The organism is Mucilaginibacter sp. P4_D1 (genome assembly GCF_056401935.1).
This window is the reverse complement of sequence record NZ_JBFUIJ010000005.1, coordinates 128,362-143,137: the sequence shown is the minus strand read 5'-3', so window position 1 is coordinate 143,137 and position 14,776 is coordinate 128,362. Positions and strand designations below refer to the sequence as shown.

Annotated in this window: 17 protein-coding genes; 13 read left to right on the top strand and 4 right to left on the bottom strand. The window is 43.4% G+C overall.

Features of this window, described 5'->3' with window-relative positions; all coding sequences use genetic code 11:
* Nucleotides 1–22 precede the first annotated feature (22 nt).
* The 4 genes from AC1DV1_RS07365 to AC1DV1_RS07350 all read left to right on the top strand — a co-directional run bounded on the left by AC1DV1_RS07365 (nt 23) and on the right by AC1DV1_RS07350 (nt 3,511).
* Nucleotides 23–703 carry a phosphonatase-like hydrolase gene (locus tag AC1DV1_RS07365; RefSeq protein ID WP_477357078.1) on the top strand — a complete coding sequence of 227 codons (681 nt, stop codon included), beginning with the start codon at nt 23–25 and terminating at the stop codon, nt 701–703.
* Between the two features lie 129 nt (nt 704–832).
* Nucleotides 833–1,582, top strand: a complete 750-nt coding sequence (locus AC1DV1_RS07360) for an HAD-IIB family hydrolase (RefSeq protein ID WP_477357076.1) — start codon at nt 833–835, stop codon at nt 1,580–1,582.
* Between the two features lie 171 nt (nt 1,583–1,753).
* Complete coding sequence (locus AC1DV1_RS07355; RefSeq protein WP_477357074.1) at nt 1,754–2,638, top strand: oxidoreductase; 885 nt, start codon at nt 1,754–1,756, stop codon at nt 2,636–2,638.
* 18 nt (nt 2,639–2,656) lie between these two features.
* Nucleotides 2,657–3,511 (top strand): helix-turn-helix domain-containing protein, encoded by an 855-nt coding sequence (locus AC1DV1_RS07350; RefSeq protein WP_477357072.1) that lies wholly within the window; start codon nt 2,657–2,659, stop codon nt 3,509–3,511.
* Between the two features lie 209 nt (nt 3,512–3,720).
* Here the strand turns inward: AC1DV1_RS07350 and AC1DV1_RS07345 are convergent, their stop codons facing one another.
* The gene (locus AC1DV1_RS07345; RefSeq protein WP_477357069.1) at nt 3,721–4,485 is read right to left on the bottom strand and encodes an SDR family NAD(P)-dependent oxidoreductase; all 765 of its coding nucleotides are present in this window, start codon (nt 4,483–4,485) and stop codon (nt 3,721–3,723) included.
* 290 nt (nt 4,486–4,775) lie between these two features.
* Here AC1DV1_RS07345 and ccsA (AC1DV1_RS07340) point away from each other — a divergent pair, with 290 nt between their 5' ends.
* The 6 genes from ccsA (AC1DV1_RS07340) to AC1DV1_RS07315 all read left to right on the top strand — a co-directional run bounded on the left by ccsA (AC1DV1_RS07340) (nt 4,776) and on the right by AC1DV1_RS07315 (nt 9,549).
* Nucleotides 4,776–5,450, top strand: a complete 675-nt coding sequence (gene ccsA, locus AC1DV1_RS07340; protein ID WP_090644907.1) for a cytochrome c biogenesis protein CcsA — start codon at nt 4,776–4,778, stop codon at nt 5,448–5,450.
* The gene (locus AC1DV1_RS07335; protein WP_090644910.1) at nt 5,450–5,659 is read left to right on the top strand and encodes a CcmD family protein; all 210 of its coding nucleotides are present in this window, start codon (nt 5,450–5,452) and stop codon (nt 5,657–5,659) included. Before ccsA (AC1DV1_RS07340) ends, AC1DV1_RS07335 begins: the two co-directional genes overlap by 1 nt.
* Before the next feature lie 152 nt (nt 5,660–5,811).
* The gene (locus AC1DV1_RS07330) at nt 5,812–7,248 is read left to right on the top strand and encodes a Glu/Leu/Phe/Val family dehydrogenase (protein ID WP_477357068.1); all 1,437 of its coding nucleotides are present in this window, start codon (nt 5,812–5,814) and stop codon (nt 7,246–7,248) included.
* A gap of 455 nt (nt 7,249–7,703) precedes the next feature.
* Nucleotides 7,704–8,213, top strand: a complete 510-nt coding sequence (locus AC1DV1_RS07325) for a hypothetical protein (protein WP_477357066.1) — start codon at nt 7,704–7,706, stop codon at nt 8,211–8,213.
* Between the two features lie 193 nt (nt 8,214–8,406).
* Complete coding sequence (locus AC1DV1_RS07320; RefSeq protein WP_477357064.1) at nt 8,407–9,030, top strand: hypothetical protein; 624 nt, start codon at nt 8,407–8,409, stop codon at nt 9,028–9,030.
* 6 nt (nt 9,031–9,036) lie between these two features.
* Nucleotides 9,037–9,549, top strand: a complete 513-nt coding sequence (locus AC1DV1_RS07315) for a hypothetical protein (protein WP_477357062.1) — start codon at nt 9,037–9,039, stop codon at nt 9,547–9,549.
* 223 nt (nt 9,550–9,772) lie between these two features.
* On the opposite strand, the gene AC1DV1_RS07310 is transcribed toward AC1DV1_RS07315, so the two are convergent.
* Nucleotides 9,773–9,952, bottom strand: a complete 180-nt coding sequence (locus AC1DV1_RS07310) for a type II toxin-antitoxin system YoeB family toxin (protein WP_477357060.1) — start codon at nt 9,950–9,952, stop codon at nt 9,773–9,775.
* Nucleotides 9,928–10,131 carry a DUF2683 family protein gene (locus AC1DV1_RS07305; protein ID WP_477357058.1) on the bottom strand — a complete coding sequence of 68 codons (204 nt, stop codon included), beginning with the start codon at nt 10,129–10,131 and terminating at the stop codon, nt 9,928–9,930. The genes AC1DV1_RS07310 and AC1DV1_RS07305 overlap by 25 nt, the downstream gene beginning before the upstream one ends.
* Before the next feature lie 217 nt (nt 10,132–10,348).
* Between AC1DV1_RS07305 and AC1DV1_RS07300 the strand changes: the two genes are divergently transcribed.
* Genes AC1DV1_RS07300 through AC1DV1_RS07290 form a run of 3 tightly spaced genes read left to right on the top strand, consistent with a single transcriptional unit; the run spans nt 10,349 to nt 13,959 of the window.
* Nucleotides 10,349–10,759, top strand: coding sequence for a cytochrome c maturation protein CcmE domain-containing protein (locus AC1DV1_RS07300; RefSeq protein ID WP_477357056.1), 411 nt, complete (start codon nt 10,349–10,351; stop codon nt 10,757–10,759).
* A 10-nt stretch (nt 10,760–10,769) separates the two neighbouring features.
* On the top strand, nt 10,770–13,232 hold the full coding sequence (gene ccsA, locus AC1DV1_RS07295) for a cytochrome c biogenesis protein CcsA (RefSeq protein ID WP_477357054.1): 2,463 nt from the start codon (nt 10,770–10,772) through the stop codon (nt 13,230–13,232).
* Between the two features lie 13 nt (nt 13,233–13,245).
* On the top strand, nt 13,246–13,959 hold the full coding sequence (locus AC1DV1_RS07290; RefSeq protein WP_477357052.1) for a phytanoyl-CoA dioxygenase family protein: 714 nt from the start codon (nt 13,246–13,248) through the stop codon (nt 13,957–13,959).
* 38 nt (nt 13,960–13,997) lie between these two features.
* Here the strand turns inward: AC1DV1_RS07290 and AC1DV1_RS07285 are convergent, their stop codons facing one another.
* Complete coding sequence (locus AC1DV1_RS07285) at nt 13,998–14,717, bottom strand: hypothetical protein (protein ID WP_477357050.1); 720 nt, start codon at nt 14,715–14,717, stop codon at nt 13,998–14,000.
* Between the last annotated feature and the right edge of the window lie 59 nt (nt 14,718–14,776).

Genomic DNA, 14,776 nt, shown 5'->3' with positions numbered 1-14,776 from the left:
CACAGATAAAAAATAGAATGATATGATAAAAATGGTTGTTTTTGATATGGCCGGTACTACAGTTGACGAGAATAACGTAGTATACAAAACGCTTCGGACAGCTATAAACGAGGCCGGTTATAACTTTAGCCTTGATGAGGTGTTGGCCCAAGGTGCAGGTAAAGAAAAATTGCAGGCAATAAAAAGCATATTACAGGCTTATGCAGGCATTGACGATGATACCCTTGCCGATGCCATCTACGCCAACTTTATTGTACAACTGGCGGATGCTTATGCCACGCTGGAAGTATTGCCGCAACCCAACGCAACAGATTTATTTGGTGCTTTAGCCGAAAGGGATATTATTGTAGTTTTAAATACCGGTTACAACCGGGAAACTGCCGAATCATTGGTTAACAAATTAGGCTGGGAAGAAGGTGTAGAGTTTGATTTGCTGGTTACCGCTACTGATGTAGATAAAAATCGCCCCAACCCTGACATGATCCTGTTTGCCATGAAGCATTTTGGCATAACTGATGGTGCAGAAGTAGCAAAAGTTGGCGATTCGATTATTGATATTGAAGAAGGCCGCAATGCGGGTTGCTTAATGAATGTTGGTATTACCACGGGCGCGCATACTTTGCAGCAATTGCAATCGGCCAATCCCGAGGGTATTATTGATAATTTATTGGAGTTGTTGAAATTGGTGGATGCGGTTGAGTAGTCATCACCAAAAAAAGAAATCGCCATTTAAGTATAAATTAATGGCGATTTCTTTTTGCTGTTATACGAGTTAAATAATACCTAAAATCGTCCCAAACCAAACAACCATTCTGCCTGTTGCTTAACCATCATGAAAAAACTAATTGTTTTTGACCTGGATGGCACCCTTGCCGAAAGTAAGGCAGCGATAGATGCCGAAATGGCCAAATTGTTTTCGGCACTGCTGGATGTGGCTAAAGTTGCCATCATATCTGGCGGCGACTGRCCCCAGTTTGAAAAACAGGTTATTGCCCACCTGCCTAAAGGTACAAAGCTGGCAAAACTTTCCATCCTGCCTACCTGTGGTACCAAGTTTTATCAATACAAGCCCACTGGCTGGAAAAAGATATATTCAGAGGATTTTACTGCCGCCGAAAAGAAAAAGATCATCAGTTCACTGAATCAAGCTGTTGAAAAATCGGGTTTTATGGCCGAAAAGATTTGGGGCGATCAGGTAGAAGACCGCGACAGCCAGATCACTTTTTCGGCCCTTGGTCAAAAAGCCCCGCTCGAACCTAAAAAAGCCTGGGATTCCGATTTTAAAAAGCGCAAAAAAATTAAGACTATACTGGATAAACTGATCCCGGATTTTGCCGTTAACCTGGGTGGCGCCACGTCCATTGATGTTACCAAACCCGGAATAGATAAAGCCTACGGAATGCACAAGCTGCACGATATGCTGAAAATACCCATTAGCCAAATGCTGTTTATGGGCGATGCCTTGTTTGATGGCGGTAATGATTACCCGGCCCGTACTACCGGCGCCGATTGTATACAGGTGCGCGACCCGGAGGAAACAAAAAGGGTGATTGAGGGCGTGGTGGCCTGTTTAAAAAAGTAGGGTTACAAGTTCATTCACCAGCTAAAGAAGCCATTTTGATCAACGGGCAATTTTTGCAGGTCTGATAAACCCCGGCATCTGCACCTTACAGCAAAGTAGTTTGAGCTTTACAACAAAACGTAGCCCATGGGTTCTCCCGATATTTGTATTAACAAACAAATAAAAAGAGACATGGAAAAAATATGGTTTATTACAGGCAGCTCCCGCGGATTGGGACGCAGCCTCACAGCAGCAGTATTGGCCAAAGGCGATAAAGTAGCCGCTACAGCCCGTAACCCCGGGCAGTTACAGGATTTTATAGATAAATACCCTAACCAGGTGCTTCCCATTCAACTGGATGTAACAAGCCAGCAACAAATAAACGCAGCTATTGAAAGTACGATACAGCATTTTGGCCGCATAGATGTATTGGTAAACAATGCCGGCTTCGGTATTACCGGTGCTGCCGAAGCTTATACGGATGAGCAGGTGCAAAGCCAGCTGGATACCAACCTGTGGGCACCCATAGCAATTACCCGCGCTGCGTTGCCTCATATGCGTAAACAACGGTCGGGGCATATTTTGCAAATCAGCTCCATTGGTGGTAGGGTAGGCAGCGGTGGTGTAAGCATTTACCAGGCAGCAAAGTTTGGCTTGAGCGGCTTTAGCGAGGGCCTTGCACAGGAAGTGGCCCCATTGGGTATCAAAGTAATTGTGATTGAACCGGGTGGTTTTCGCACAGATTGGGCCGGCGACTCGATGACTTACGCACAATCAATTGAAGGATACGAATCTACAGTCGAAAAAAGGGCCGCCTTTTTCAAAAGTGGCAATTTTAAACCGGTTGGCGACCCTGATAAGGCTGCAAAAGTAATGCTTGAAATTGTTGACCATCCGCAGCCGCCACTACATTTAATACTGGGCAGCGAGGGCTTAGCTATTGTAAAAGCATCCGACACCGCCAAAATGGCCGAACTTGAAAAATGGGCCCCCTTAAGTATTTCAACCGATCATGATGAATCGGAGAACTTCTTTGAGTCGGCGCAGGGAAAAGCATACCTCACGCTCAAAAAATAATCACCAGGAATAATAGCTGTGCAGGTTTATTTTACAGGCGCAGCTATTATTGTAAATTTGAATGATATGCTTAAACAGGATAAAGAACCCATTTTACAGCAAATAAAGCACTCCTGCTACATTACCAGGAGCAGGGAGGGCGAGCAGTTTGTGCCCGAGCATGTTTTTAGTTACCAGATAGCCGGCTCCATCCAGATAACCGACGGAGAGCATACTTATCATGTTAAAGAGGGGGATTTTAGGTTAAGCAAACGCAATCACCTTATCAAATTTATAAAATCGCCGCCGCTCAATGGCGAGTACAGGGCTTTATCCATCTACCTCGACCAGCAAACCTTGCGTAACTTTAGTATAGAGTACGGTCTGAAATCAGAAAAGCATGATGCCGACGGGCCTTTTATCGCTTTAAAAACCAACGCTTTATATAAAAGCTTTATGGAGTCGCTGTTGCCTTACCAGCAGAGCGGACATACCATTAGCAATGAGTTACAACGTTTAAAACTCCGCGAAGCTATATTGATATTACTGCAGGGCAATCCCGAACTTAAAGATGTGCTGTTTGATTTCAGCGAGCCTGGTAAAATAGACCTGGAAGGCTTTATGAACAAAAATTACCAGTTTAATGTAGAGCTAAAACGCTTTGCCTACCTAACAGGACGGAGTTTGGCCACGTTTAAACGCGATTTTGAAAAAACCTTTCATACTACCCCCGGCAAATGGTTACAGCAGCGCAGGCTGCAACAGGCCCACTACCTGATTAAGCAGAAAAAGCAGGCCCCATCTGAGGTTTACCTTGAACTGGGTTTTGAAGACCTCTCGCACTTCTCGTTCGCGTTTAAAAAAGCCTTTGGCGTAGCGCCGTCTAAAGTTTAAAGTAAGCCTTCGGTGGTTAAAGTAACCGGGGGATAATCAATTTGTATTGAGTTGTTTAAATAAATAAAAAATCTAATTTTTAACGTAACCATTACGTTTTGGTTCACGTACAACAAGGTGTAAAAGGTTAGTTATTTATTGGTTTGAATTTTTGTTTGAAAACTCCCGGCTGCCAACCGGGAGTTTTTTTGTGTGATGGCGAAACCGCGTTAAATGTTCATGCCGCCCGATACTTCAATGCGTTGCGCATTAATCCAACGCGCATCTTCTGTGCACAAAAACGCTACCACGCCGCCAATATCATCGGGTACGCCAACACGGCCAAGTGCGGTTACACCGGCAATCATTTTGTTTACCTGCTCATTATCGCGTACCACGCCGCCGCCAAAATCAGTTTCAATGGCGCCGGGGGCCACGGTGTTTACCGCTATGCCGCGGGCACCCAGTTCTTTGGCCTGGTAACGGGTTAATACTTCAATGGCACCCTTCATGGCTGCGTAAGCAGCATAACCCGGGTTACTAAAACGTGCCAGTCCGCTCGATAGGTTGATAATGCGGCCACCATCATTAATCAGGGGCAACGCTTTTTGGGTTAAAAAGAAAACACCTTTTAAGTGTACGTTAACCAGTAAATCAAAATCTTCTTCGTTGGTATCAGCAAAGGGGGCGTGAATGCCAATTCCTGCATTGTTAACCAGGAAATCGAAGTTGGTGGTGTCAAACTTTTCCTTCAAAACCGTTTTTAATTGATTAAAAAAGCCGTCGAAGCTTTTAACATCGCCGGCATCTAATTGCAGGGCGGCGGCTTTAACACCCAGGGTTTCGGCTTCGGTCACTACGGCCTGTGCTTCATCTTGTTTGCTATGATAGGTAATTATTACGTTGATGCCTTTTTTGGCCAGGGCAAAAGCCATGTTTTTGCCCAAACCACGGCTGCCGCCGGTAATAAGGGCTATTTTATTTATTGGTTCCATTTGTGTATTTTAATTTAACAGCACAAAGGTAACACGCCATATTACGGCTGGTTTGCGCAATTCAATCCGAAGTTTACCAAAATCAAATCTTATTAGTTCATTGGTGTTGTCTTTTTCGTTCATTGGTTCATTAGTTTATTAGTGATTGGCGGTTAATTAGCTTGTTTGATAAGAGTGGTGATGTGTTTTATTTGGGCTATTTATCTCCAGCTATTCCGGTAACCAACTATGCCACCAATGAACTAATGAACCAATGAACATTTTTTTCTACCTTTGGCCATCCAAATAATATGAAGTTTATTTATCAAACCTGGTGGAAGGTAGTAACCGTAATTGTGATTGTTTACACACTTATTGCGGGCTTATTACTTGGCGTGCCAACCATGCCCATCCTGCACGAAACTATCCGTAATACTTATTTCCACGTACCCATGTGGATGGCCATGTTCACTGTATTTACCATATCGGTTTACTACAGTATTAAATACCTGCAAACCGGTAAAGAGGAATACGACCTGATAGCCGTAGAAAGCGCTAATACAGGCCTTTTCTTTTTTGTTATAGGGCTTATAACCGGTATGCTTTGGGCCAGGTACACCTGGGGCGCTTTCTGGAGTAACGATCCTAAGCAAAACAGCGCGGCCATTGCGTTCCTGTTGTATTGTGCTTACTCGGTATTGCGTAACTCTATTGATGAGGAACAGAAGCGGGCCAAAATTTCGGCCATTTATAACATCTTCGCGTTCCCTATCATGATCGTGCTCATTATGGTATTGCCCCGGATGACAGATTCATTACACCCCGGCAACGGCGGCAACCCTGCTTTTGGTAAGTTGGATATGGATAACCGCATGCGCATGGTATTGTACCCGGCATTTATTGCCTGGAGCGCTATGGGCGTGTGGATAGCATCGGTACGTTACCGTATCCGTTTAATTGAATATAAAAAGAACCAAATAAATTAATGAAAAAGTTAACATTAATGTTAATGTTGTTGCTGAGCTTTGCTACTGCTTTCGCACAACAGAATGGTCCGGTTGAAATGGCCGATGTGTTGCGCAGTTCGGGGAAAATATACGTCGTAGTGTGTACTATCGTGATCGTTTTTTTAGGACTGGCCATTTATCTGTTCTCTATCGACCGCAGGCTTAGAAAAATAGAAAAAAACCAATAACAAAAAAGATAGCCCTATTCTGTTTAAACACTGATTTTACTATGCATGCATAGTGTGTACCTGAAACACTAACTATAATATATTTGCAATATTGATAAAAATTGTACCAAATTTGCACACTTTTTTAAGAGTTTAATATTTATACAATAATTATGGATATCAATATTTTAGTTGCCGACCAGGAAACCCACTTTTTTGGCGACGTATGTAAAAACTTTGATTACGCAGCACAGTTTACCAAACACGACGCTGGTTTGCTGGATCAGATTAAGTCATGTAACAGTGTTTACCGTTTCCGTTTTCCTATCCGCAGGGGCAATGGTTTCGAGGTAATTGACGCCTGGCGCGTTGAGCACTCGCACCACCAATCGCCAACTAAAGGCGGTATCCGCTACAGCGAAATGGTGAACGAGGATGAGGTAATGGCCCTGGCCGCCCTCATGACTTATAAATGTGCTATCGTAAACGTGCCCTTCGGCGGCGCAAAAGGCGGCATTAAAATAGATCCTAAAAAATACACCGTAAGCGAACTGGAAAACATCACCCGCCGCTATACTGTAGAGCTGATCAAGAAAAACTTTATTGGCCCCAGCATCGATGTACCAGCCCCCGATTACGGCAGCGGCGAACGCGAAATGAGCTGGATTGCCGATACCTATGCCACCATGAACCCCGGTCAGCTGGATGCCATGGGTGCTGTTACCGGCAAGCCAATTGCCTTGCATGGTATTGCAGGCAGGAGGGAGGCAACAGGCCGCGGTGTAGCTATCGCTATCCGCGAGTGTGTTAGCTTTGGCGATGATATGCAAAAAATTGGCCTGCTGCCAGGTTTATCGGGCAAACGGATCATTGTGCAGGGTTTAGGTAACGTAGGTTACTACTCTGCCAAGTTCCTGGCCGAGTTTGGCGCCATCATAGTAGGCCTTTGCGAATTTGAAGGCGCTATCTATAACGAAAACGGTTTGGATGTTGAAGCAGTTTTCCAACACCGCAAAGCAAGTGGATCTATTTTGGGTTACGCAGGTGCAACACAAGAATTTAAGAATACCATGGAAGGCCTGGAGCAGCCATGCGATATCCTGGTACCGGCAGCTTTAGAAAACCAGATAACCGAAGCCAACATCCGCAACATACAAGCAAAAATTATTGCCGAAGGTGCAAACGGCCCAACTTCGCCCGAGGCTGAAGCTATATTTTACGCCAACGGTGGTATCATTATCCCGGATATGTATGCCAATGCCGGTGGTGTGACCGTATCATACTTTGAGTGGTTAAAAAACCTGAGCCACGTAGCCTTTGGTCGAATGAACCGCAGGTTCGAGGAAAACTCAAACCTTAACCTGGTAAACATGGTAGAGGGCATCACCGGTACATCATTAACCCCGATGCAAAGGTCAACCATCATCAAAGGTGCTTCTGAATTAGAATTGGTAAACTCCGGTTTGGAAGATACCATGATCCGTTCCTACCACGAGATCAGGGAGATTTACAAAAACAACCCGGCAATTGATACCCTGCGTAGCGCTGCCATGGTAGGTGCAATTAATAAAATAGCAGTAAGCTACCAAAACTTAGGTATCTGGCCGTAAAATATTAGTCATTGGTCATTTCGCTTCGCTGTCATTGGTCATTTGCTTCGCAGTTATTGGTCATTTCGCTGCGCTGTCATTAGTCATTGGTGCAAAGCGCTAATAACCATGTCATTGCGAGGAACGAAGCAATCGCGAACTGTGCAGGTTTGATGCTATATTACGAAAGAGGCAGGTTTAACAACTTGCCTCTTTTTATTTTTATTAGCCCTGCCCCGTTTAGTGGCTATCCGTTTGTAGAAAATAAGCAACACAAATATTTTGCGCCGTAGGTGCTACCCCGAGCCGGGTATGTTCAACACCGTGCAATCACAATGGGTAGCCGCTACGAGGCAAAAAGTGGTGTGGGGATTTTTGCTACAAACAGGTAGCACCTACGGCGCAAACTTGATAATGTAAATGCCGGAATTTAAAATTTGCCTCTTTTTAATTAATATTGGATAAAATTTAAAGAGGTGCAAAAGCCTAAACCGAACAAACCTGCCACAACCGAAATTCCCGACGACGGTTATTTTACCTCGGCGCGTGTGTTACTTGTTATTCTTGCTCTTATTTCGTTTAGCTATATGTTTAGCTGCCTTGAACGCACACTTGTCAACCCAACATGGCTGGTAACAGCAGGCATAGTTTCGGGTGTGTTAATTTTGCTGGCTATCAGGAAAAAGCAGCATCTGTATCGTTTTATGATATTGGGCGCATGCTCCTTAATGGTCAATATCCCGTTGATAATAAACAACGTATTTGCCAGTAATAAATTCGTAACACTAAAACAACCCATTATTCAAAAACAATACAAGCAAGGTAAATCCGATGCTTATGTGGTTGTCAATTACCAGGGATTGGTTAAAAGTATACCTGTTTACGATGAGTCTCAACTCGACAGCTCATCCTATCTCCTATTAACGGTTAATAAAGGGCTGTTGGGTTATTACGTTATCCAACAAAGTAAACTGGTCAAAGAGTAATACATACAATACAGCTTATCATGGCATTGCCTTCGGGCCGGGCTCATATCCGCTTATACGCGCACGGGGCATTAGGCTCGGGCCTGTACCCGCTTCTATCGCTAATGCGGGCTGTTCGCTCTTGCTTAACTAACATCCACATAATTTGTAAACATTTCCCGCATTTTTATATCTTGTCCCCAAATCAACATCAATGCAAACCCGAACCTTAATACTATTGCTCCTGTTGTGCAGCGGTAAACTTTTTGCACAAACCACCGAAAAATTCACTCCGGCTTTAATGGAAACAAAATCAGGCGCCAAAGTGGTTTATACCAGCGACAAGCATTCCATTACTTTTGATGTGGTATCAAAAAAGATTGCGCCAACAGATAATCCTAATCTTATTAATGTCGATAATAAACCCTTACAGTTTATTTTGATACCCAACAGCGCTTTAAGTACAACCGATACAACATTGGCAAGACAAAAGGCTGAATTACTTGGCTATGCTGATTACGAACTTGACTATGTAAAAAAGGATGTTAAGATGAAGATTTCCGGTGTTACTGAAAAATGGATAACCATAAATAATAAACTGTTTTTGTTTTGGACCTATAATATGCCTCCCGACAATAAATCGGTTTTACAACAGCTAAACTTAAGCACCCTTTGCTTTGCTCATGTGTTGAACTTAAATAATCCGGTTACCCAGGGCGAAACCTTGGAAACCAATAGCGATCTTTTATTAAATGCCGCCAAAACTTTAAGGCTCAATAATTTCAAAATAGATTTAGAGGCGTTGTACAAGCAACTGCAGAACGAAATGAAGCAATAACATACTGTGAATAAACGAGAACAAAGGATATTCGAACGAAAGGAGCAACAACGTGTTGCCCGGATAAAAGGCTGGTGGTTACTCTTACTTTACGGAGTTGGAATTTACGCTTTTTTTAAAAGCTTTAGCCTGTATCGCGATACGTTTATTGGATACCAACTGCCGCTTGGCGGCGGGCTGATATTTGGCCTGGTGGTATCCTTTATCTTTAATAAAGACTACCGCTATTACTTGGCCCCGGTTATACCGCTGATGGGCATCTTTACCACAATAGTGCTCTCTGTCAATAGCTTCTTTGCCGACAAAAAGAATGTTATGCTGAAGGAGATAATTATAGAAAAACACCACCAATACCGGCGTAATAGTCCCTATGCTACAATAAAATTTCGCGACTTTGAGCGCAGTATATCAACCTCAACCGATGCCGAAGTAGATAGCATGTCATACGGAGTGCTCACGGTAAACAAGGGATTGTTTGGGTATTATGTGATAAGAAATAAGAAATTGGTGAAAGAGTAAGGTCTATTGTGTGCGTATCCAGCGATCTGTGTCCTCACAGATCGTAATTCGTTCGCATTCGACAAACCGATGGCTTACCGGGACGACGCCTCTGAGCACACAGTTATCGGGAACTTGTGGGTTACTTACTATTATAATGCCCCATAGCAGAGATCACAAAGACGGTGACAACATCTTCTTCTACTTTGTATATTAACCGGTCTTTTTGGTTAATCTTTCTCGACTAAAATCCAGAAAGCTCGTATTTCAAAGCCTCGGGGTTTCCAATACCATTATATGGTGTTTCTGTAAGCTCGACAAGTATTTTTTCGATCTTCTTTATACTCGCTTTGTCTCCGGATTTTAAGTGTCGCCTTATATGCGCTTCGGCTAATTCCTCTACTTGGAGTTTAAACTGCCCCATATATCAGCCACATCAATAGTTTTATAATTACCTCGTTTTTCAGCGTCTTTTACCATCACCACAAAATCAGGGTCGTAGGGGCTTTTCCGGGTTTCAACAGTAATCTTCAAGGCTTTCGCAATAGCTTTTAAAGCCAATAGCTGTTCCTTATTCTTCGGGTGCATGATTAGCGTTTCCATAAACAAATTTATTAATTTATGCACGAAATAAAGAAGTTACAAATCAATACGTTAAAATATATTACAAGGTGTTAACCACTCCCAGGTCTCGACTCTTGATTCTTAACTCTTGATTTTTCTTAAGAACGATTCTAAATAACACAAACAACCCTTAATAAACATTATTAGCTTTAGGTTTTGTATTTTTGCAAAACGATTTTTATTTTATAAACCGCAGATGAAAAAAAGTTCAATTTTTGGTCTTGTTGTTATAGCTATAGCTATAGCGGTTATCATAAGTGTATACGCTAACACAAGCACATATGGTTCTTTTGGCGATGCCGAAAAAACCAGCAGCGAGCTGCATATTGTTGGCCACCTTAATAAAGCAAAAGAGTTATATTTTGATGCCACTAAGGATGCCAACTACTTTTCTTTTTACGCGAAGGACAATAACGGCGAGGAGTGCAAGGTAATATTGAAAGGCCCCAAGCCCGAAGATTTTGAGCGCAGCGAGCAACTGGTGCTTACTGGTAAAATGGTTGGCAGCGAGTTCCACGCATCAAGTATCCTGATGAAATGCCCATCCAAATACACGCAGGATAAGTTAGAAACCAAAGAAGTTAAGGCCGCGTCGGCCAGCATATAAACCCGTTTTAATGGATATTCAATTTAAAGGTGAACACCTTTTACCGGGCCAGATAGGCCAGTTCTTTATCGTCCTTTCGTTCGGTGCCGCGCTTTTATCATTTATAAGTTATTATTTTGCCACTACCGACGATGCCGGCAAGCCAAACAGCCTTTGGCAAAAACTGGGACGCGCGGGCTTCCTGGTAAACTTAGCTTCTATCATCGGTATAGGTGTATGCCTGTTTACACTCATTTATAAGCATTATTTCGAATATCATTACGCCTGGGCTTATACCTCGCGCTCGCTGCCTATTTACTATATCCTTTCGGCGTTTTGGAACGGACAAGAAGGCGGCTTTTTGCTTTGGCTATTCTGGCAGGCAGTTTTAGGTACCTTACTTATCTTCCGCTCCAAATCATGGGAGCGCCCGGTGATGACGGTTGTGGCAATGTCGCAGGTGGTATTGGCAGCTATGGTTTTAGGTGTCGAAGTTTTTGGTCAGCGGATAGGCAGCTCGCCGTTCTTGCTGTTAAGGCAATCAATGGAAGCGCCCATCTTCTCGAACCCCAATTACCTGGAGTTTATTAAAGACGGGCAGGGCATGGTGCCATCACTGCAAAATTACTGGATGATAATTCACCCGCCAACCTTGTTCCTGGGTTTTGCATCAATGGTAGTGCCATTTGCTTACGCCGTAGCGGGGCTTTGGCAAAAAAAATATAAAGAGTGGGTAGCCCCCGCAATCCCTTACGCCCTGTTTGCCTGTATGATATTGGGTACTGGTGTGGTGATGGGATCGTTTTGGGCATATGAGTCGCTTAACTTTGGCGGCTTTTGGGCCTGGGACCCGGTAGAGAATGCCTCTATCTTTCCCTGGATTGTACTCGTAGCGGGTCTGCACGTATTAATCGTATTTAAAAATACCGGTCATTCGTATTTCACAGCAACATTTTTGGTGCTGTTAAGCAATGTGCTCACCTGGTACTCATCGTTCCTGAACAGGAGCGGTATCCTGGGCGATACATCGGTACACTCCTTTACCGACCTGGGGATGTTTTGGCAATTGGTGATCAGTATTTTTATATTCCTGGCGATATCTGTATGGTTGCTTGTATCCCGCTGGAAAGAACTGCCTATCACCAAAAAAGATGAAGATACTTACAGCCGTGAGTTTTGGATGTTTGTAGGCGCCGTATTTATGGGCCTGTCTTGCTTCCACTTACTGGTGGTTACTTCGGTACCGGTTTGGAATGCCATTTTCCATACCAAAATGGCACCGCCATCTGATATTATTAAGCATTACAACGTTATCCAGTCGTCGTTTGTATTTGTTATCGTTTTAGTAACCGGCTTCAGCCAGTTTTTGAAGTACAAAAAAACAGATGTTACTAAATTCTTTGTAATAACAGGTTCATACCTGCTAATTGCCGCCGCGCTTACGGCGCTTATTGCCTATACAACGGGTGTGTACAAACTCAATTTTGTGTTTGTGYTGGCTATGTGGGGTTCGGTTTATTCGGTATTGGTTAACGGCAAAGTTTTGGCCGATGCTTTCAAAGGCAAGTTTAAACTGGCCGGCTCGGCGGTGGCGCATATTGGTTTTGGTTTGCTGATGATAGGGGCGCTGATTTCGGCAGGTACCAGCAAGGTAATATCTATAAACAACACCGGCGAGGCTTATAATGCCGAATTTGCCAAAGAGGAAAACCCGCGCGAAAACGTAACAGTTTACCGCAACCAGCCAACAAAACTGGGCGATTATACCGTTACTTATATAGGCGATTCGATATCATCCCCAAATCACTGGTTTAAAATCAACTACAAAAAGATAGATGCAAGCGGCAAGGTTACCGAGGAGTTTACATTGAAACCTAAAGTACAGGTAAGCAAAGGCACCATGTCGGCCTCGCCGGATACACGCCATTACCTGTTTAGCGATATCTACACACACATTACCCTAACCAACGCTATTACGCCTACCGAAGCAGGTACCGAAAGCGCCGAAGCTGCTCACGATGCTGATAACGATGATAAGAATTACGATGCACCGGTGAGCCACGAAGTAAAAACCGGCGACACTATTAGGTACCGCGATGGATATATTGTATTAACAGGTTTAAACAAGGAGGCTAAAGTTCAAAACATTCCCCTTAGCGATAGTGATGTGGCCATTGGCGCGCACTTGGAAATTGTATCTAACGGTAATAAATACAGCGCTACCCCGGTTTACATGATCAAAAACGGCAACGTGTTTGATTTTGCCCGCAAGGTTGATGATGCCGGTTTAAAACTGCGTTTCAGCAAGGTAATACCTGAGCATAAAACGGTAGAGATTGTGGTTTACCAGCAGCCCGAAAGCAAAAAGAAATTCGTGGTGATGAAGGCTATTCAGTTTCCTTTTATCAATTTCTTTTGGGCGGGCACTATCATTATGGTGATTGGTTTCTTTATGTCGATACTGCGCCGTAAAAGCGAATTAAAAACGGTTTAAACCAGGCCCGGCTGTGGTAACAACACAACAGGATAATATTTTAAACGATGGTTTTGCCATTGTAAATGATATTTACACCCAGGCGGAGGTTAACAGTATTATCGCTGCGATTGAAGCGGCCGATCAGTCGAACCCCGCCTTCCGTAAAACCGACGATCTGTTTGCCATCAGGCAATTTTTAAAGGAACTGCCGCAGGTAATTCCTTTAATTTTTAACCCAAAGGTAAAGGAACTCATCCTGGCGTTATTTGGCGAAGGATACTTTGTTACCAAATCCATTTACTTTGATAAGCCCGAACTAAGCAACTGGTTTGTAGCCTGGCACCAGGATTTAACCATTGTGGTTGATAAGAGGACCGATGCTCCCGGTTATGGCCCCTGGACGGTAAAACAAAACCAGTTTGGCGTACAGCCGCCTTTAAACATCCTGCAAAATAACTTCACCATCCGCATTCATCTCGACGATACCAACGGCGACAACGGTGCGCTGAAGGTTGTAGCCGGATCGCACAAAAAGGGCGTGTATCGCCTAGAAACCATTAACTGGGACCTGGAAACTGAAACCACCTGCAATGTAAACGCAGGCGACGTAATGGTTATGCGCCCCTTGCTGCTCCACGCATCAAACCGTACTACCAATAATAAAAAGAGGAGGGTGGTACATATTGAATTTAGCCGCGCCGAACTGAATGGAGGATTGAACTGGGCGGAGTGGCTTTCAGTTTAAATCGACGTTTGCCCTGCCGGATTGCTACGCTTTTGTAATTAATCTAACGGTACTTTGTTATCCGCCCCATATCTAATTCCTGCTTTTATAAAAAAACGGGCAAGCATGCCGAATTTTTGAGCGCATGCTGTTCCTATACTTAACTTTTTTGAAGCCGATTCATAATTATTACAGTGGAAACAAATGTCGAGATGGTCAAATATTTCCCCGTTTTCATCAAAAAACAAAATGGAATTTCTTGGCTCAAAACACGCTGCAAAACCTGTAACTGTGTAGTTTTTCATACCGGCATATTCATAATTGAAAATAATGTTGGTTAGGTCTGCAACTTGTTGCTGGTTTAAAACTTTTGTTTCTATCAGCGTAGAATAGTCCAATTTTTTATTCTTTATAACTAAGCCCATGTAATGCTTGCCCTGCTTGTGAGTTGATGGGATGGGAGCATTGAAAGGCGAGTCAATTTTAATATCCTGATTTGGTTGCCCGCCACCGTAATATGATACCAACATTATTTTAATCGCCACGGAATAAGGGTATTTCTTTAGCCTGTTAGCTACAGTATACTTGTTGGTAAATAAGCAACTATCAAAGCCCGGCTTATAGCCTTTTATCGCTTCCCTGGTTACTCCTATGTGTTTTTTAGCCATCCTTCTTGCCTGCGCAATAGTATAGCTGGTATCTTTTTTTAAAGGAGCAGTGTTTGCATAATAACTAAAGCTCAGCAATGCAAAAAGGTACATTAGCAATTTAGATTTCATTGGCTCAAGTTAGCAAAAAGCGGAAGGTTAAAAAAACGCTATTCGAACGCCTGCTGTGA